The organism is Streptococcus sp. 27098_8_103 (assembly GCF_041432345.1).
In the GTDB taxonomy this organism is placed as follows: Bacteria; Bacillota; Bacilli; order Lactobacillales; family Streptococcaceae; genus Streptococcus; species Streptococcus mitis_BV.
On record NZ_JAPVZK010000005.1, the window covers coordinates 1 to 20,168 of the forward strand.

Consider the following 20,168-nt stretch of genomic DNA (forward strand, 5'->3'; position numbering starts at 1 on the left):
CGCAAAGTCACCAGATGTACCTAAAATACCAGAATCTTCTTTTCCACTATCTTTTTTTGGATCTAATTTCCCAGCTAAATCCTTATCCGAATCCTTCTTAGAAGGTTCCACTTCTTTATCTTCCACATAGACAGGATCTTTTGGTTGACCCTCAATATAAGAACGAACCCAATCCAGCTGCTCTTTTGATAAAACCAAACCACCACTACGGCTTCCTACAACACCATTTTGGTGAACTCCAATTAAAGCACCTTTATCATTATAAAGACCACCACCAGACGCTCCAGGTTTCGTACCTCCATAGCTAATTCCCTCTATTCCAGAACCGAAGTCTGTAGTTCCTACTACTTTGCTATCTAAAACTGGACTTAGCTTGTTATCTGGAAAACCATAGACCGAAACTGAATCCCCCTCTGCAACTTTCGAAGATCGTTTTACAACCTCTACAGGAGTTACTCCTTTTACCTCTTCTTTTAATCGAACCAAAGCTAAGTCATTTTTAAATCCAAATACTGAATCTTTCTTATTCCAATAAACAATATCATCATCTGAAAAATTCACAGACAACCCATTCGGTAAAGTTGCTTTATACACTGTATTGGTACGACCAGATTTAGTAACTACCTCAGAACCTTTAACTGTTAAGAAATTATGAGCGACTGTTAACACCAAATTTGGTGCAATTAAAGTACCTGACCCCGACCCATCTGGCGTTTGAATGTGCGTTGTAGCATAAAAATTTTCTGAACCATTCGGAGCTTGTAACACCTCTTTACTAGGTACAGGTAAGTTCGATTTACCACTCAAATCGACTTTACCAACTTCCGTTCTTGCAAAATCCGAAGAAGAGGTAGATGGAGGAGTTACTGAATCTACTACCGCTCTTATAATTGTATTACCTAAAGCTAACTTACTGACATAGTCATCAGACCAAGTAGTATCACTTGCTAGTTTGTTAATTGGCACTCCGTTATAGGATACAACTTTAGCTGTTGGGGAAGTTGCTATTAACTGTTTGAAATCTGGATTTTGTCTTAAATAAAAATTCAAGCCACTTCCAACAGGACCTTCCTGAACAACCTTATCTGAAATCAAAGGAGTTCCTTTAGTATCTTCCACTCGAAGTAGAACACGACCTTTTTCTTCACCTTTTACTAAAGTAGCTCGACCTTTTTCATCAAAACTATACAAAGCACCGTCAATCTCAGACTCTACATCTTTTAAAGCTATATGATTTTCATCATAGTAGTAACGGTTTGCACCATCTGTATACCAACCTTTTATACCATATTTATCAATCATAGAACGAATCCAAGTTCTGTGCTTGTCCGTAAAGATAGTACCACCGCCAATACGCTCACTCTCAGGAGCGTTTGAAGTATTTGTTCCGTGCTGGTGGATACCGACTACCTCTCCCTTATCATTAAACAAAGGAGCGCCTGAAAAACCTCCTAAAGCTGAGGAATGATAAGTGACTGCACCACTCTCTTTATTGATACTGCTCACAGTTGTGGAGACTGAATAAGCCTTACCATCTTTCAATCGAGCTTTATTTTCTTTACTTAAATTTGGAGTAGAAAAATCATTGGGATATCCGACCATAGTGATGCTATCACCCGTAGAAACCTCTTTATCACTCAACTCTCTTGGAGAGTCCTCACCACCTGTCATAGCTTCTACAGGCTTTTTAGTTACCACTACTGCTAAGTCGTTGCTGTAGTCTTTACCAAAGTCTTTGCCGTTATACAAGTGAATCGAGTCTTTTTCAAGAGTTTCCGATACACCAGAAGTAGGTACTTTATTGTTCTTTTCCGTCTCTGAGTTCATCACCACATAACTACGAGCAGACTCCCCACCACGCAATACTGCAGACTTATCCTCTTGGTTTTTATCATAGTAGTTATGAGCTACTGTTACCATCACATTTGGCGCTACAAAGACACCACTACCAGAAGCCGTTTGTTTTCCACTTGTTCCGCTATCATAAGTGGTGTAAGTCATAGCAACACCTTCTGCAGATTTACTATGAACATCCACATCTTTTATATCGTTACCACCCTGAATAACATCAGCAGCAACGACTCCACCACCAATAACTGGTAAGTCTGGTGCAGCTAATCCAATCACTGCAGATAGTGTCAAACAACCAACCAAACCATAAGCTTTGGATTTACGAAATTTTCCCAAACCTTTTAAACATACAAACATGCATTACCTCACTTTAACTTTCAAAGTTAATTTATCCAAGTATATTCTAAAAAATAAAATATTACAGTTTCCATTAGCATAACACTCTCTACTTTGATTCTTACAATAAAAATAGCTATAGATTATTTTGTTGCTTTACAAATGCTATTTAAGTACTGTATCTCCAGGAATATAGTTTTTTATAAGATATTATCCTAATCAGAAAAACTAAGTTATACATAAACTTATATATAAATGTTCATTTGTAGCCAAACTGTATATTTTCTTATAAATTATAACATATTTCACAGACGCTTTCCAATGTATTGAAATAGCTTATACCCAACTAGATAGAAAATGAATTGTTTGACACCACAGCCCAGAAAAAAACTCATACTCAATAAAAATCAAAGAGCAAACTAGGAAGCTAGCCGCAGGCTACTCAAGACACTGTTTTGAGATTACAGATAAAGCTGACGTAGTTTGAAGAGATTTTCGAAGAGTATGAATTTCAAAGTATATATGAACTAGAATATTTGCTAACTAGATTCTGTACAAAAAGAGAGCTACTGGGCTCTCTCATTTATCATTTTACATACTTAAAAGGAATCTCACTACCACACAGCCAGTTGTAGACTTGATCATTAACAAATACATTCATGGCTTCGTGGGCATACTCAGGCATGATGCGATAGGCTTTATCGCAGGTCAGACGGTTGTAAATCGCAAATTGGGTAATTGGATAGCAAACATCGTCGTCCAAGCCCGTAATCATCTTAACCTCACCCTTGATACGATGGGCAAGATTTTTCACATCTATATAGTCCAGGGTCGACATGATTTCCTCCTCAGTTTCATGGAAGGGGTCGTGAAACTTGAAATAACGGAAAAGTTCGTCGTAAGCTTCACTGGTATTGCCAATCTCAAGCACTCGTCTGAAGTCTGACAAGAAAGGATAGATGGCAACAGTTTTCTGAATCCGAGGATTGAGCGCTGCCGCAACCAAGGCTAGAGCCCCTCCTTGTGAAGCACCATAGCTAGAAAGACGCTCCTCATCAACCTGAGGCAGACTAGCAACAATTTCAACCAACTGGTAAATATCCAGATAAACATCCTTATAAAAGAGGTGATCCCGACCTTCCACAGCACCACGGATAATATGCCCCTTAACTGTATTTCCTAGAGGAGAACGCAAGCCGTCTTGTGAGTAACCCGACTGCCCCCGCACATCCATGGAAACAACACCGTAACCAGCCACGGTGAAGGCCAGCATGTCGGCCCAGTCCCAGCCACGTCCCATATAACCATGGAAATGGAAGATTAGTGGAACCTTCTCCTCACTCTTTGGAAGAACGACGCGTGCATAAACCTTGCCTTCATTGGTTCCTTCAAACGTTAACTCATAGCAACTAACTTGAGGAATGTGGAAATTTCTTTCCTCCAACTGGTAGGCTGGAAGAGTTGAAACTTTTTTCACTTCCTCATCCCAGAAAGCATCAAAGTCTTCTGGGACCTCATCCCGTCCTCTATAAGTCTTGATTTCTTCTAATAAAGCTGGATTTTTCATAGCATGCTCCTTTTATTTTGTAATCGCTATCACAACTGTAGCATATCTAGAAAAGCAATGCAAGAAAGAAGGGTAATACTCTTCGAAAATCTCTTCAAACCACGTCAGCTTCGCCTTGCCGTATATATATGTTACTGACTTCGTCAGTTCTATCTGCAACCTCAAAACAGTGTTTTGAGCAACCTGCGGCTAGTTTCCTAGTTTGCTCTTTGATTTTCATTGGGTCACTTCTAAAACTAACTTCCAGTTTTGGGAGAGAGAGGGAAGTTACTTTGAGAAGTTACGCTTTTTTACGAATAAATAGATAGAAGCACTAAATCTAGTCAACCTAGAGGTAAAAATGTGCTATAATGAAAGGAGAGAAAGAATGATTCTCAGACATCCGGGCATTAGCCCGACCAATGATTTAGTGGCTAAGAAGATTTTTAGCAACCCAGAAATCACTTGTCAATTTATTCGCGATATGCTGGACTTACCAGCCAAAAATGTGACCATTTTGGAGGGAAGCAATATTCACGTATTACCCTCCATACCTTATTCAGTGCAGGATTTCTATACCAGTATAGACGTTTTAGCGGAGTTAGACAACGGCACCCAGGTTATTATCGAAATACAAGTGCATCATCAGAATTTTTTCATCAATCGCCTGTGGGCTTACCTATGCAGTCAGGTCAATCAAAATCTAGAAAAAATTCGTCAACAAGAAGGAAACACTCACCAGAGTTACAAACACATCGCACCAGTATACGCAATTGCTATTGTGGATAGTAATTATTTCTCAGATGACCTAGCCTTTCACAGTTTCAGTATGCGTGAGGACACGACAGGTGAGGTTTTAACCATTACCAACAATGGTCAGGAAAACCATTTAGTTAAGATGGCGTTCTTGGAACTAAAAAAATACAGAGAAACCAGCAAAGATAGCATTCGCAAACCGTGGTTGGAGTTTTTTGGGAATAAACCCTTTACTCAGGAACCCGAGCGAGCCATCAGCCAGGCAGACCAACTGCTGGACTACAAGAGCTGGTCCGAGGAGGACAGGAAGATGTTTAGTCAACTACGTATGCGAGAAGAACAAGCCTTGTTAGCGCAGGACTATGCCTTGGAACAAGCTAGGGCAGAAGGGATTGAACAGGGACTGGAGCGTGGAAAAGTTGAAGGAAGTTTGTCTATGCTACTAAATCTAGTCCGTCAAGGTCTTTTGCCTTCTGAAGTTGCCAGTCAACAGTTGGGTATGACTGTCTCTGAGTTTGAAGAACTATTGAAAGAGCATCATAAATAAGAACTAAAAAATATAGAGAAACCAGCAAAGATAATATTCGCAAGCCGTGGTTGGAGTTTTTGTAAATCATTAAATCAATGACAGATTTTTCCGTAATAGATGGAAGAATCTGTTTTTTTAGTTATGCTAGATGTTGGCTCTGAAATATTAAGATATAGTGTATTGAAATAAGATATGAACAAAGAAATTAGGAAAGTCAAATTATAGTTAAATGAAATAAAAACTGAACAAATTGATCGCGGAATTCAAACTAATTTCTAAAAATGTTTTAGAAAACTAGGTGTACTATTCCAGATTCAATCTACTATAATTTCTAGAATTTTTTTAGAATCCGCAGTGTGCTATTTTAGATTCAATAAATTGTGCTTTTAGAAACAAAAAAGAGCATTTCGCTCTTTCTTCCTTCTCTTCAATCTTAATTTTTTACTTCTTTCTTTTGGAAAGTGGTTTGGTAGTTTACTTTAATCGTTACTGTCATATGAGAGTCCTCGTTTCTTTTTGATGACTCTAGTATAAGGGGCAAACCTGAAAGCTAGCTTAAGTTTTCCTTAGAGAAAGCTTAATCTAAATGTTCTTTCTTTTCCAAATGAAGAGCAATCATGCGCCACTCTGGATCCTCTTGCCAGCCTTCAATAGAACTAATGTAACTAGCAACTTTTCTAGCTTCTTCTAAAATCGGAAAATCTTCGATAATATCAGCTACTTGGAACTCTGGAAGACCTGACTGTCTGGTTCCAAAAATTTCACCTGAACCACGCATTTTCAAATCTTCCTCCGCAAGGACAAATCCATTGGTGGTTTCTGTCATGATGCGCATGCGGTCTTTCCCAGAATCCGTCTTGGGATTGGCAACGAGAACTGCATAAGACTGCTTGTCTCCCCGACCCACACGACCTCTAAGCTGGTGAAGCTGGCTGAGACCGAAGCGATCGGCATCCATGATAATCATGACGGTCGCATTGGGAATATTGACCCCTACCTCGATAACCGTCGTTGAAACCAGAATATCCGTTTTTCGCTCTTTGAACTCCTGCATAATCTGGTCTTTTTCGTCACTCTTCATCTTACCATGTAGAAGAGCCACCTCTGCCTTACCAGCAAAATGAGCCGTCAATTCCTCAGATAAAGCAATAGCATTTTTCAAATCCAGAGCTTCTGATTCTTCAATCAAGGGAGAGATGACATAGGCTTGTGAACCTTTTTGAATTTCCCCCTCTAACCAAGTCAAGACCTGAGATAGTTGCTCATGCTTGATCCAGCGTGTCACAATAGGCTTCCGCCCTGCTGGCATCTGGTCAATAATGGAAACATCCATATCGCCAAATGCCGTGATAGCCAGCGTCCGTGGTATGGGAGTCGCCGTCATCATGAGGACATCTGGGTTGTCGCCTTTTTCTCTCAGAACACGCCTTTGCCCTACACCAAAGCGGTGCTGCTCATCGATGATAATCAAGCCAAGACGAGCATAATCTACCCCATCCTGAATCAGAGCGTGGGTTCCAATAATCAAATCAGCCTCACCCTTGGCAATGGTCTCCAAGACTTCTCTTTTTTCTGCAGCTTTCAAGGATCCTGTCAAGAGAGCCAGTTTCAAGTCTGGAAAGAGACTCTGTAGACTTTCAAAGTGTTGCTCTGCTAGGATTTCTGTCGGTACCATGAGAGCAGCCTGGTGCCCAGCTGTCACTGCCGCAAACATGGCCAAGCCAGCAACTACTGTTTTTCCGCTACCCACATCTCCTTGCAGGAGACGATTCATGTGGTGGTCCGACTTCATATCAGTTAAAATTTCCAGCAAACTTTTTTCTTGAGCTGGGGTCAGAGCAAAAGGAAGGCTTTCCTTGACTGCTGTCACTTTTTCCTGAGACCAGTTCAGGACCAGACCGCTTCCCTGAACTCTATTTTCAGACTTGAGCGTCTGCAACTGCATTTGGAAATAAAAGAGTTCCTCAAATTTAATACGGCGAAGGGCCTGCTTGTATTCTGCCAGATCCTTAGGGAAATGCATGGCACGAACGGCCTGACAACGGGACATGAGTTTGTATTTGTCTAGCAAAGACTGGGGCAGATTTTCCTCAATCAAGAGGTCCAGCCCCTGATCAAAGGCTGTCTTGATGACCTTGACCAGACTTGCCTGACTGATTCCTTGAGCCAAACGATAGACAGGCTGGAGGTCATCTTCCACCTGAGCTAGGACCTTCATCCCAGTTAGACTAGCCTTGGCACGATCCCATTTTCCAAAGACAGCAAGAGTTGCTCCCAACTCTATCTTATCAGCCAGATAGGGCTGGTTAAAGAAATTCACCGCAAAAACGACTTCTCCCTGCTTAAGACTAAAGCGCAGGCGATTGCGCTTGAATCCATAATACTGGACACTGGCAGGAGTCACGACTTGACCAGATAGGACTGCCTTCTCCCCGTCCTCTAGTTCCAATACTTGCTTGGTTTTGAAGTCTTCATAACGGAAAGGAAAGTAGAGCAAGAGGTCTTGCAAATTTTCAATTCCTAGTTTGGCGTATTTTTCTGCTGACTTTGGTCCCACACCAGGTAAGACATGCAAGGGTTGATGTAGATTCATGCTCCACTCCTTTCTTTTCTAATAATATTCTCTCGGAATGCGGTCGCTGAGAAGACAAACCACCTCATAGTTAATAGTCCCACGGTAGGTCGCTACCTGAGTAGCTGTGATTTCCTTGTTCCCGTTAGAACCAATCAAAGTTACCTTGGTTCCCAGTGGATAAAGCTTAGGCAGACGAATGGTGATTTGGTCCATAGAAACCCGCCCAACGATTGGGCAAGCTTGGCCATCTACCAAGACGGAGAAATTCTGCATATCACGTGTCCAACCATCCGCATAGCCGATTGGCACGGTCGCGATGACTTGCTCGCTATCCGCTTGATAAGTTGCTCCATAGCCCATGCAAGCTCCAGCTGAAACTGTCTTGACATGGACTAAAGCAGACTCCAAGGTCAAGGCTGGTGTCAGGTCATAAGGCAAATCCAAAACCTCTCCACTTGGATTGAGACCATACATAGCGTCTCCCATACGAACCGCGTTAAAAATAGTCTCTGCATGCCAAAGAGTCGTTGCCGAATTGCTGGCATGAACCAGCTCTGGAAGACCTTTCATACTAGCTAAAATAGTTTTAAACCGTTCTAACTGTTCATTAAAGTAGGTATCTGATTCCTCATCTGCAGTCGCAAAGTGGGTAAAAATCCCTTCAACACGAGCACCATGTTGTTGGAGCAAATCTTGAGCCTGCTCAGCTTCACTAGCCTCTCTAAAACCAATCCGTCCCATTCCTGAATCAATCTTGAGATGGACTGTCAATCCAGTTAGGTCCGCTTCCTTATCTAAGAGTGCTTGAATCCACTCCAGTCCAGCCACAGTCAAGGCGATATCGTATTCTTTAGCAAGAGAAACAGCTTCGATTTCAGAAACTCCTAAAATGAGGATTCGCTTGCTGAGTCCAGCTTGTCTAAGTTCAATGGCTTCATCGATATTGGAAACGCAAAATCCATCTACATCATCTTGAATCGCCTTGGCAACAGCTACTGCCCCATGCCCGTAAGCATTGGCCTTGACCACAGCCCACTTGAGCGTTCCTTGAGGGATATGAGCCCCCATTTGCTGAATATTTTGTCGAATAGCTCCCAGATGAATCAGAGCCTTGGTTGGTCTATGTGGACTAGCTTTCATGATTTTCCTCCAAAATGACACTGGCTATCACAAACTGATCGGTATGGCTGATAGACAGCCAAATCTTTCCTAAAAATGGTGCCTGACTAAAATAAGGCGCCCCGCGTTCATTATTCAAGACTTCCAAATCCTGAAAACCGAGCTTCCCAATACCCGTTCCCATAGCCTTGGAAAATGCCTCCTTAGCCGACCAGCGACCAGCTAAATATTCGATTTGTCTGCGCCCTTTAAGACTGTTAAACCGTTCCATTTCCTTAGCGGTCAGCACGCGCTTAGCAAATCCTTCATGTCGTGTAACTGCGCTTTCTATCGAAGCCAATTCTTCGATGTCAATTCCGTGTCCAACTATCATTCTCATCAAAAGGAGTTGAGATTCCCCCAACTCCATCCTTTTCACTTATTTTGTCAAGGTAGCATAGATTTCTTCTACCAAGGTCTCTGTATTTTCCCAACCTAGGCAAGGGTCGGTAATGGAGCAGCCAAAGACCTCTGGTTGGTTTTGACGACCATCTGCTAGGTAGGATTCAATCATAAAGCCTCGAACCGTCTTTTTGATTTTCTCGTTCCAATCACGATTTTGCAAGGTCTGGCGAACAATTCGAATTTGCTCCATATATTGCTTGCCTGAGTTATCATGGTTAGTATCAATGAGGATAAAGGGATTTTCAAGTCCCATGGCTTCATAGCGTTCAATGGCATTTAGCAAAGTTTCATAGTAAAAGTTAGGCTCATTTTTCCCATATTCATTAACTGCGCCACGAAGGATGACGTGGGCCAAGGGATTTCCTGAAGTCTCAACTTCTTGACCATGGAAGAGGAAGGTCTGTTTGTTCTGAGCGGCATAGATACCGTTAAACATAACCCCAAGATTTCCTGAGGTTGGATTTTTCATTCCCACTGGTGCATCAATCCCTGAAGCCACAAAACGGTGCTCTTGGTCTTCCACAGAACGAGCCCCTACAGCATGGTAGCTAACCAAATCATCTACCAAGACCAGATTTGACGGATAAAGCATCTCATCTGCCGTTGTCAAACCAGTCTCTGTAATCACGCGGTAATGTAACTGGCGTACAGCCTGCAAGCCGTTAATCAGGCTTGGAGCCTTAGAGGTATCTGGTTGGTGAACCAAACCTTTATAGCCGTCTCCGTTAGTACGAGGTTTAGCAGTATAAACACGCATAACCATGAAAATCTTGTCCGCCACCTTCTTCTGCAAGGCGGATAAACGGCGGGCATATTCCAAGACAGCCTCTTCATTATCAGAAGAGCAAGGACCAATCACCAAAAGGATACGGTCATCTTCTCCTGAAATAATGTCTGCCAATTCTCTATCACGGCGCTCCTTTAGTCGCAGGGCTTCCGCAGACAATTGGGTTTCTGCCTTGATTGCTTCAATATCAATTTCTTGACCTTTTTCAATAAATGCCATCTTATTCTCCTAGCGTTTGATAGATTTCTCTGACAAGGGCTTCCGTATTTTCCCAGCCAAGACAAGGGTCTGTGATAGACTTGCCAAATACTTCTGGTTCGTTTTGACGGCCGTCTTCTAGATAAGACTCAATCATAAAACCACGAACGTACTGCTTGATTTTGTCATTCCAATCACGGTTAATCAAGGTCTGGCGGACAATTCGAATCTGGTCCATGTATTGCTTACCAGAGTTGTCATGATTGGTATCCACGATGATAAAAGGATTTTCCAAGCCCATTTTCTCATACTGGGCAATAGTATCCATCAAATTATCATAGTAGTAGTTGGGAATATTCTTACCATACTCATTGGTTGCTCCACGAAGAATAGCGTGCGAAAGCGGGTTCCCAGTTGTTTCCACCTCTTTTCCTAGGAAAAGGAAGCTTTGTTTGTTTTGAGCAGCATAAATCCCATTAAACATGACATTGAGATTTCCTGAAGTTGGATTTTTAAAACCAGTCGCAAAATCTGCTCCACTTGCTACAAAGCGGTGTTGCTGGTCTTCAACCGAACGGGCACCAACCGCCATGTAAGAAATCAGATCATCCACAAGAGGAAGATTTTCAGGATAAAGCATTTCATCAGCTGTCGTCATACCTGTTTCCGTGATGACACGATAGTGAAGATGGCGCACGGCTTTGATGCCGTTGATGAGGCTAGGCGCTTCTGTCGCGTTAGGCTGGTGAATCAAGCCCTTATAGCCATCTCCGTTAGTACGGGGTTTGGCAGTATAAACACGCATAACCATAAAGATACGGTCTGCGACTTCTTCTTGCAAAGCTGCCAAACGCTTAGCGTACTCAAGGACAGATTCTTCATTGTCAGATGAGCATGGCCCGATTACCAAGAGAATTCGCTGGTCTTCTCCACGTATAATGGATTCTAGCTCTTGATCGCGCTGTGATTTTCTCTCCAAAGCTTGGCCTTCTAATTTTGATAAGGCACGAACTTCTTCAATATTAATTTTAGGACTTCTTGCTGTAAATACCATAACTCATCTCCTTATAAAGCAAACGGATACCAAGTAAAAATTTACTTTTCACAAGGTATCCGCCTCTAAACTATCTCATTTTATTGTCTTTTACCGTGACAGTTTTTAAACTTCTTACCAGAACCACATGGGCAAAGTTCATTCCGTCCAATCTGGCTCAAATCCAAATCTTCTGGCATATTTGCTTGGTGGGCAGCGATATTGCGAGTCGCTGTTGTACTGATATGGTGTTCTGCTTGTGGTCTTTCTTGTTCATGAATTTGTGCTTTCATCATCAAGCGTGTCACATCAAACTCAATCGAACCAATCATATCATTAAACATACGGAAACCTTCTGCCTGATACTCAACAACAGGGTTGTTCTGAGCATAGCCACGAAGTCCAACCGCGTTACGCAATTGATCAAGGGCATCGATATGATCTGTCCACTTGTTATCTACAACTCGTAAAATCAAGACTTTTTGGAATTCTTTGACTGCTTCTTCATCGCGTAGTTTTGAAACTTGACTATCGTAAACTTGCAAGGCACGTTGGAAGAGTTCTTCCTTAATAGCCTTATCAGACAAGCCTGACAAGTCTTCAACAGAAATAGAATCTTCAGGAAGCAAGTTGTACTTAGCAAAGTTCAAAATTGCCTCTAGTTTTTCATCTTGTTTTGAACGCGCATGACCATCAACGACACGACCAATCGTGCGTTTGATCATAGCCTGAATTTCAGGTGCCAAGTCACGGTCTGCAGTGATAACATCGTAACGTTGAGCATAGATAATCTCACGTTGTTCACGCATGACGTCATCATATTGAAGGACTTGTTTACGGGTATCGTAGTTATTTCCTTCGACACGTTTTTGCGCTGCTTCAACCTGACGTGTCAACATACGAGACTCAATGGCCTCTTCAGACATGTTGAGACGTTCAAAGATTCCCTTCAAGCGTTCAGAACCAAAACGTTTCATCAAGTCATCTTCAAGAGATAGGTAGAATTGTGACTCACCTGGGTCTCCTTGACGACCTGAACGTCCACGAAGCTGATTATCGATACGACGGCTTTCATGGCGTTCTGTACCAATCACACAAAGTCCACCCAATTCGCGAACTCCTTCACCAAGCTTGATGTCGGTACCACGACCGGCCATGTTGGTTGCGATAGTAACAGCACCACGTTGACCAGCATTCATGATGATTTGGGCTTCTTTATAGTGGTTTTTAGCATTTAAGACTTCGTGAGGAACGCCAGCTGCGACTAATTTCTTAGAAATATAGTCACTGGTTTCAACCGCTACTGTACCAACCAAGACAGGCTGACCTTTTTGGTAACGAGCCTTAACATCTTCGACAACCGCCTTAAACTTAGCTTCGATACTTGCATAAAGAAGGTCTGAGTGGTCAATACGTTGAACAGGACGGTTGGTTGGGATTGGAATAACACGAATGTTGTAAATTTCACGGAATTCTTCTTCCTCAGTCTTACCTGTACCCGTCATTCCAGACAATTTCTTGTACATACGGAAAAGGTTTTGGTAAGTGATTGAGGCAGATGTCTTAGTTTCATCCTGAATTGGCACACCTTCTTTGGCTTCAATGGCTTGGTGCAATCCATCAGAATAACGACGACCTTCCATGGTACGACCTGTAAATTGGTCAACGATCAAGATTTCTTGTTCTTCGCTCACCACATAGTCAATATCGAGAAGCATAATGTAGTTGGCACGAAGGGCGTTATCGATAAAGTGAGTAAGAGCTACGTTTTCGATGTCATAGAGATTGTCAAGCTTGAAGTAGCTTTCAGCCTTGTCAATCCCTGAATCAGACAAACCAATAGTCTTAGACTGCACATCGATGATGTAGTCGTCTTTGTCCAAAGATTTTACATAGTGGTCTGCCATGTGATACAACTGACTAGTTTCAACTGCGTTAGCACCTGATACGATCAAAGGTGTACGCGCCTCGTCAATCAAGATAGAGTCAACCTCATCGACCAAGGCATAGTTAAGCGGACGTTGTACCATGTTTTCAGCGCGAACGACCATGTTATCACGAAGGTAGTCAAATCCAATTTCTGAGTTGGTTGAGTAGGTAATGTCACACTCATAGGCTTCTTTTTTCTCCATTGGAGATTTAGCAGCCAAGTTAATTCCTACTGACAAGCCAAGCCAAGAATACAATTCACCCATCTCAGTCGCGTCACGTTCGGATAGGTATTCATTGACCGTAACTACGTGAACCCCTTTGCCTGAAAGGGCATTGAGGTATACCGGCATAGTCGCAGTCAAGGTTTTCCCTTCCCCTGTACGCATCTCTGGCACGTCACCATGGTGAAGAACGATTCCCCCCATGACCTGAACCTTATATGGGAAGAGACCTAGGACACGTTTAGCACCTTCACGGACAACCGCAAATGCTTCATAAAGCAATGAATCCAGTGATTCTCCATTTTGATAACGTTCTTTAAATTCAACTGTTTTTGCTTTTAGTTGGTCATCAGTCAAAGCAGCCATTTGGTCTTCATATTTGAATACCTTGTCAGCCATCTTTTCCAGACGACGGATTTCTCCTTTATCATTTTCGATAATTGTTTTTAAAATATTAGCCATGTTTTTCCTTACTTTAAATTCCGAATATTTTAGAATGTTCTTTTAATTTTAGCACAATTACTGATTATTTTCAAGGAAGAATCCCCATTTTGAAAAGGAAAAAGAGGCTAGTTTCCAAGCTAACCTCTCTGATTTTTATGATACTTTAATTGCCAAAAATCGGCAAAATCGCAAATAGGATAAATAGATTAATCCAAAGAGAAAAACAGCAGATCAATCCAAAAACAAAGAGACTGACTTTCTTGGACAGCAAGGCCATCAAAATAGACAGAATACCAAAAACTAGTAAAACTTTCTGCATGATTAAGAGATTGATAGATATTCCCAGAACTGGTTTATCCCAAGGAAGAAAGAAGAAAGCCAGCCAGATCAGCAGAACTAAACCAATATAGAATTTAGAATATTGTGTAATAAATGATTTTAGACGTGTCATAAGCTACCTCCTATCAATAAAAACCATATAAATCAATACCTTCCACCTTTTGACTTCCCTAGTTCTCGTCTCAAGCGAAACATGTTTTTGAAAAAGATATAGGTTAACCAGTCACTGCCTAGAGATAAGACTATCAAAAGCAACCCAAAACCCCAAGCACTAGCATCTGATTCATGATTTAGAACAAAAGGGAAAAATAAGAATGAAAAAATTGTCATATCCAAGCTAAACAGAGCTAAAAGAGAAATATAAATCCAGTAAAAATAGTAGAAGATGGGAAAATTTTACTGTTTCTGTCAGCATTGTCTATCCAATAGAAAAAATATAAACAAGGAAATAAGAGTATCAAATGAAACCAATTAAAGGACAATCTCATCAGCGACACCTCCTCTTTAAAATTGTTTTCTTTAGTTTCATTCTATTAAATGTTCTTACCAATATAAATCAATGCCTTCCATCTTTAGACTTCCCCAGTTCCCGTCTCAAGCGAAACATTTTTTTGAAAAAGATGTAGTCTAGCCAGTCACTTCCTAGAGATAGGACTATCAACAGCAACCAAACACCCCAAGAACTCATATCTGATTCATGGTTGAGAATAATAGGGAAAAATAAGAATGAAAAAATTGTCAGATCCAGACTAAACAGAGCTAAAAGGGAAAAATAAATCCAGTAGAAATAGTAGATGATGGGGAAAAACTTACTGTTTCTATCAGCATTGTCTATCCAATAGAAAAAGTAAAAACAAGGAAATAAGAGTATCAATTGATTAAACGACAGTTTCATTATCGACACCTCTCTTTGTTAGCGCTTTCTTTACCTTCATTTTATCAAAAAAATCTGGAAATGTCATTCCAGATTCTGCTTTTTTATTTACGTTTTCTTGCGATGAGATGAATCGGTGTTCCTTCAAAGACAAAGGCCTTGCGGATTTGATTTTCCAAGAAACGCAGGTAAGAAAAGTGCATGAGTTCTTCTTCGTTGACAAAGATAACAAAGGTCGGTGGTTTAGTTGCCACTTGAGTCGCATAGAAAATCTTGAGACGTTTTCCTTTGTCTGTCGGTGTTGGGTTGATGGCAATAGCATCCATAATCACATCGTTCAAGACAGCTGATGGGATACGTGTGTTTTGACTTTCGCTGATTTGCTTGATCATCTCAGGCAGTTTGTGGAGACGTTGCTTGGTCAAAGCGGATACAAAGATAATCGGTGCGTAAGGTAGATATTGGAACTGCTCACGGATATCTTCTTCCCAGTTTTTCATAGTGTGGTTGTCTTTTTCAAGCGTATCCCACTTGTTGACCACGATAATCATCCCTTTACCAGCTTCATGGGCAAATCCTGCGATACGTTTATCGTATTCACGGATTCCTTCTTCCGCATTGATGACCATTAAGACCACATCTGAACGGTCAATAGCACGCATGGCACGCATGACAGAGTATTTCTCAGTATTTTCATAAACCTTACCAGATTTACGCATACCAGCAGTGTCAATCATGGTAAACTCTTGGCCATCTGTATCTGTAAAGTGGGTATCAATGGCGTCACGAGTTGTTCCAGCAACTGGACTGGCAATGACACGGTCTTCGCCCAAGATAGCATTGATCAAGCTTGATTTTCCGACGTTAGGACGACCAATCAAGCTAAACTTAATCACATCTGGATTTTCTTCTTCATATTCATTTGGAAGATTTTCTACGATAGCGTCTAGCACATCCCCTGTACCGATACCATGGACAGATGAGATAGGCAATGGTTCACCCAAACCGAGGGCATAGAAATCATAGATATCATTTCGCATTTCAGGGTTGTCCACCTTGTTAACTGCGAGGATAACTGGTTTATGGGTCTTATAAAGCTTACGGGCTACGTATTCGTCTGCATCGGTAATTCCTTCCTTACCAGACACGACAAAGACGATAACATCGGCTTCTTCCATGGCAATTTCTGCCTGGTGCTTGATTTGTTCCATGAAAGGAGCATCGACATCATCGATTCCTCCTGTGTCAATCATGCTAAAGGAACGATTGAGCCACTCACCCGTCGCATAGATACGGTCACGTGTCACTCCTTCGACATCTTCTACAATGGAGATTCGCTCACCAGCGATCCGATTAAATAGGGTTGATTTCCCAACATTGGGACGTCCTACAATGGCAATAGTTGGTAGGGCCATAATTTCTCACTTTCTACAATAACTTCTTCTGTTCAAGATTTTTTCTAGTTGAGCTTGGCTCAGCTTGACCAAACTGTTCTGCTAGACGCTGACTCCAGCTTGTAGTCGCACGCGCCCCAGCATAGTTAGCCTGTACACGGTCATAAGCCTCAATCACATCAACTGTTTGTTCCTGATATTCTTCATCAAACACCACCTGATTCAATGGCAAGCGAGGTTTGACTTCATGTTCTTCATTTGGAAGACCTAGTGCCATCCCAAAGACAGGATAGGTGTAGTCAGGCAGGTTAAAAAGCTCTGCCACTTCTTCTGACTTGTATCGAACCAAGCCAATAATCACACCACCATAGCCCAAACTTTCAGCTGCCAGCAGGGCATTTTGTCCAGCAAGAGCTGCATCGACCGAACTAATCAAGAGACCTTCTACACCTTGAGGTTGGAATGAATCAGTATGAAGCTTGGCTCCTTTTTCTGCTCGGTTCAAATCTCCGACAAAGAGAAGGAAAACAGCTGACTGGCGAATGGCTTCTTGAGGTACCAATTCATACAAGGCATCTTTCTTCTCTTGACTTCGTACCACAATCACAGAGTAGGATTGGAAATTCTTCCAAGACGAGGCCATCTGGGCTGCTGTCAAGATTTCAATCAAGTCTTCCTGAGGAAGGGCTTGCTCCTTAAATCTGCGCACTGAAGTGTGAGCCTTCATTAATTTGATTGTTTCTGTCATCGGCGGTTCACTCCTTCTAAACGAGTCTCCTCAGCCAAATAACGGATGCGTTCCATGACGCGTCTGGCTTCCCAGGTTTCGTCATTTCCATGTTTCCCTTTAGCGAAATGCTGCTCCAATTCTTCAAAGTCGAAGTTGGACGTGAAAAAGGTCGGTAAATTTTCCTGCATCCTATATTGGAGAATGACCTGCAGGATTTCGTCACGCACCCAAGGTGTTGATTGCTCGGCACCAATATCATCTAAAATCAAGACTTCAGAAAGCTTAAGCTCATCCACCAAGGTCTTAACATTGCCATCACCGATAGCATTTTTGACATCTATGACAAAGCTAGGATAGTGGAGGAGAGTGGATGAAACACCACGTTTTTCTGATAAATCATGAGCTAAGGCAGCCACCATGAAACTTTTACCCACACCAAAGTCTCCATATAGGTAAAGACCTTTTCGAATAGTCGGATATTGTTCCACGAAGGCTAATAGCTTTTCAAAAACTGGCAAGCGCTCCAAATCATCCAAATCAACTTGAGCTAAACTAGCTTTCCTGAGACTGGCTGGCAGATTGATTAACTTGAGACGGTTCTTAATCGCCGCTTCTTTTTCAGCCGCAATTAGTTCAGGAGTTTCTTCATATGAAACATCTGCATAGCCATGATTCATAACCAAAATCGGCTTGTATCCTTTGGCAATATAATCCGTATCACCACGAAGAAACTTGTCGCGCTCAGTGATGTATTGATTAAACTTGGAGATACTGCGATTCAATTCCTCTGGGCTGAGGGATTCTTGCTGGATAAAGGCCGCAACATCAGGGTCCTTCATGATTTTCTGGACCAAATCTTGATAATGAAAACGGCTAGGTTGACGTTTGAGTACGTCTCCGACACTTTCCATCTAATCTCCTCCTTTTTCTAATCGAGCTAATAGTTCTTGTTTCTTACGTTCTAGTTCCAGACGAGTTTCCTCGCTGGTTTCATTCTTATAATCTGGGTTACTCCACTTGGGTACATTGGACTTGGTAGGACTCGGTTTACTAGCCTTTTGAGCCTGGCTCTTCTGCCCTCGCTCACGGATGCGCAAGACTGCCTCTTCTGCCGAATGAATTTTTTGATAGGCGTAGTCATTGGCTACCTTCATGGCATATTTCTCATTGATGTTTGCCGAATCCACCTTATTAAAAGTCAACAAGAGAATAATATTGATGACTTCGTCCAGCAAGCCCAAGCCAGCCATCTGTTGCAAGAGTTCTCTTTCTGTTTGGGTAATGGTTCCCTTGCGTGTCTGTTTGATTTCTGCCAAGAACTGCAGGGCAGTTTTACTTTTGGCTTCTTTGATAATGGTTGTTTCCTTAGGATTAAAGTCAGAGGAAACTGGTTTTTGAGCAATTTTTTCCCGCATGCGTTTGGTTGAAATGACCTGGGAAACAGCTGTTGACTTGGCCAATTGATAGGTTTCAAACCAAGTCCATTTCTTCTCCTCAGCAATGGCAAAGAGGTTTAAGACATCGGACTGCTCATCCGCAAAACGAAGCCCATCTCTAGCCATAAGCTGACGAAAATGGTCCAAGTCAAAATCGTTGGCCACTTTCTTCTTGAGACCAAGGTCTTCTTGACTTCCCAGTTCTGCCAAGTCTGGAAAGACTTGATTGAGGGAGACAGGTATTTCTTCACCATCAGCACTTTCAACTTTTAAATCCTCCACAGCTGCATCGCCAATCTTTTTCTCCAAAAGTCTGCGATAAACAGGATGCTCCAAGAAGTCTTGACTAGATAGAGGAGCATGGAGGGCTAGCTGATAAACATCCCCCTTTTGGTAGAGAGTCAAGAGATTGAAAGCAGATAGGATTTTCAGGGATTTTAGCAGTCTATCCATTCCAAAGTTAAGATGGTTGAGAATACTTGAAAAAAGATATTCCTTTCTGCCGTTATCCCAAAAACTGATTGTATAAAGATAAAGGCTCAGTGCCTCCTGACCGATAATCGGGAGGTAGCACTGTACCAGAGATGAGGTATCTTGCGACACCCGATTATTCTTTAGATAAGAAAAACGGTCAATTGGCTTCATTTATCTTTCCTTTTTCTTTTTAGAGGACTGGGTGATTTGTTGAAGTAAGCTCTCTAACTCACTGACATCCTTAAAACTACGATAGACACTGGCAAAACGTACATAGGTAATCTCATCTAACTCAGCCAACTCCTCCATGACGAGTGAACCAATGTCCTCACTTTGAATTTCATTTTCATTTCGACCACGGAGTTTCTGTTCGATACGATTGACTACCATGTTGATTTCATCACTTGACACAGGACGTTTCTGGGCTGAGCGGATAATCCCATTAAAGATTTTATCTCTGGAGAATTGTTCCCGCGTGCCATCTTTTTTAACAACCACTAAGGTTCTTTCTTCTACCCGTTCGTAGGTTGTAAAACGGTGCTGGCATTCATCGCACTCACGTCTTCTACGAATGGTGTTCCCTTCTTCTGCTTGGCGACTATCGATAACACTTGACTTGGTAGCCCCACATTTTGGACAACGCATCCTTTCCCTCCTTATCGTTTTCTTTTCATTATACCATTTTTTAAACGATTCCCAAAACAATTCTTCTTTTTGCTTGACAAGTTTTTTGTTTTGTTGTATTATTTAATTAAGACAAAAGGATAAAAGAAAGGAGACCAAGATGTCCTGGACATTTGACAACAAAAAACCCATCTATCTACAGATTATGGAAAAAATCAAGCTTCAGATTGTTTCCCATACACTAGAACCCAATCAACAACTTCCAACCGTGAGAGAGCTAGCTAGCGAGGCCGGTGTCAATCCAAACACCATCCAAAGAGCCTTGTCAGATCTTGAACGAGAAGGATTTGTCTACAGCAAGCGCACAACTGGACGATTTGTGACTGAGGATAAGGAACTGATCGCCCAATCGCGCAAACAATTATCAGAAGAAGAATTGGAACACTTCGTTTCCTCCATGACCCATTTTGGCTATGAAAAAGAAGAACTACCAGGCGTAGTCGGCGATTATATTAAAGGAGTTTAA

17 protein-coding genes and 1 pseudogene are annotated in these 20,168 nt (G+C 41.8%); 2 read left to right on the forward strand and 16 right to left on the reverse strand.

Translation table 11 applies throughout. The annotated features are described in order from the left end of the window. Together O3599_RS02090 and O3599_RS02095 are read right to left on the reverse strand one after the other, a co-directional pair. Nucleotides 1-2,208 (reverse strand): serine protease (locus tag O3599_RS02090; protein WP_371511829.1); only part of this gene is annotated, 2,208 nt, incomplete at its 3' end. A gap of 565 nt (nucleotides 2,209-2,773) precedes the next feature. Further along, the gene (locus tag O3599_RS02095; RefSeq protein ID WP_060805271.1) at nucleotides 2,774-3,754 is read right to left on the reverse strand and encodes an acetylxylan esterase; all 981 of its coding nucleotides are present in this window, start codon (nucleotides 3,752-3,754) and stop codon (nucleotides 2,774-2,776) included. A gap of 367 nt (nucleotides 3,755-4,121) precedes the next feature. Here O3599_RS02095 and O3599_RS02100 point away from each other — a divergent pair, with 367 nt between their 5' ends. Further along, on the forward strand, nucleotides 4,122-5,036 hold the full coding sequence (locus tag O3599_RS02100; protein WP_049551070.1) for an Rpn family recombination-promoting nuclease/putative transposase: 915 nt from the start codon (nucleotides 4,122-4,124) through the stop codon (nucleotides 5,034-5,036). 559 nt (nucleotides 5,037-5,595) lie between these two features. Here the strand turns inward: O3599_RS02100 and recG are convergent. The 14 genes and pseudogenes from recG to nrdR all read right to left on the reverse strand — a co-directional run bounded on the left by recG (nucleotide 5,596) and on the right by nrdR (nucleotide 19,663). Next, entirely contained in the window at nucleotides 5,596-7,611 is a 2,016-nt protein-coding gene (gene recG / locus O3599_RS02105; protein WP_371511831.1) for an ATP-dependent DNA helicase RecG, read from the reverse strand. Between the two features lie 18 nt (nucleotides 7,612-7,629). Next, nucleotides 7,630-8,733, reverse strand: a complete 1,104-nt coding sequence (gene alr / locus O3599_RS02110; RefSeq protein ID WP_033679823.1) for an alanine racemase — start codon at nucleotides 8,731-8,733, stop codon at nucleotides 7,630-7,632. Continuing rightward, nucleotides 8,723-9,085 carry a holo-ACP synthase gene (gene acpS, locus O3599_RS02115; RefSeq protein ID WP_033679908.1) on the reverse strand — a complete coding sequence of 121 codons (363 nt, stop codon included), beginning with the start codon at nucleotides 9,083-9,085 and terminating at the stop codon, nucleotides 8,723-8,725. Before acpS ends, alr begins: the two co-directional genes overlap by 11 nt. A gap of 45 nt (nucleotides 9,086-9,130) precedes the next feature. Beyond that, nucleotides 9,131-10,162 (reverse strand): 3-deoxy-7-phosphoheptulonate synthase, encoded by a 1,032-nt coding sequence (locus tag O3599_RS02120; protein WP_033679822.1) that lies wholly within the window; start codon nucleotides 10,160-10,162, stop codon nucleotides 9,131-9,133. A 1-nt stretch (nucleotide 10,163) separates the two neighbouring features. After that, entirely contained in the window at nucleotides 10,164-11,195 is a 1,032-nt protein-coding gene (locus tag O3599_RS02125) for a 3-deoxy-7-phosphoheptulonate synthase (RefSeq protein ID WP_247939794.1), read from the reverse strand. Between the two features lie 80 nt (nucleotides 11,196-11,275). Continuing rightward, on the reverse strand, nucleotides 11,276-13,789 hold the full coding sequence (secA, locus tag O3599_RS02130; protein WP_247939793.1) for a preprotein translocase subunit SecA: 2,514 nt from the start codon (nucleotides 13,787-13,789) through the stop codon (nucleotides 11,276-11,278). 145 nt (nucleotides 13,790-13,934) lie between these two features. Beyond that, complete coding sequence (locus O3599_RS02135; RefSeq protein ID WP_180947946.1) at nucleotides 13,935-14,222, reverse strand: hypothetical protein; 288 nt, start codon at nucleotides 14,220-14,222, stop codon at nucleotides 13,935-13,937. Between the two features lie 32 nt (nucleotides 14,223-14,254). Next, nucleotides 14,255-14,598: pseudogene (locus O3599_RS02140) on the reverse strand (hypothetical protein). Between the two features lie 68 nt (nucleotides 14,599-14,666). Then, nucleotides 14,667-15,005: a hypothetical protein gene (locus O3599_RS02145; protein WP_247939792.1), complete on the reverse strand. Its 339-nt coding sequence runs from the start codon at nucleotides 15,003-15,005 to the stop codon at nucleotides 14,667-14,669. A gap of 83 nt (nucleotides 15,006-15,088) precedes the next feature. Continuing rightward, a complete protein-coding gene (der, locus tag O3599_RS02150) occupies nucleotides 15,089-16,399 on the reverse strand; it encodes a ribosome biogenesis GTPase Der (RefSeq protein WP_001207696.1) in 1,311 nt (436 codons plus the stop codon). 13 nt (nucleotides 16,400-16,412) lie between these two features. After that, complete coding sequence (locus O3599_RS02155; RefSeq protein WP_247939791.1) at nucleotides 16,413-17,126, reverse strand: NADPH-dependent oxidoreductase; 714 nt, start codon at nucleotides 17,124-17,126, stop codon at nucleotides 16,413-16,415. After that, nucleotides 17,123-18,019, reverse strand: a complete 897-nt coding sequence (gene dnaI, locus O3599_RS02160; protein ID WP_247939790.1) for a primosomal protein DnaI — start codon at nucleotides 18,017-18,019, stop codon at nucleotides 17,123-17,125. Before dnaI ends, O3599_RS02155 begins: the two co-directional genes overlap by 4 nt. Further along, nucleotides 18,020-19,189, reverse strand: coding sequence for a replication initiation and membrane attachment family protein (locus O3599_RS02165; protein ID WP_247939789.1), 1,170 nt, complete (start codon nucleotides 19,187-19,189; stop codon nucleotides 18,020-18,022). It lies immediately after the preceding gene. Continuing rightward, a complete protein-coding gene (nrdR, locus tag O3599_RS02170; protein ID WP_001203672.1) occupies nucleotides 19,190-19,663 on the reverse strand; it encodes a transcriptional regulator NrdR in 474 nt (157 codons plus the stop codon). Between the two features lie 139 nt (nucleotides 19,664-19,802). Between nrdR and O3599_RS02175 the strand changes: the two genes are divergently transcribed. After that, a complete protein-coding gene (locus O3599_RS02175; RefSeq protein ID WP_000119149.1) occupies nucleotides 19,803-20,168 on the forward strand; it encodes a GntR family transcriptional regulator in 366 nt (121 codons plus the stop codon).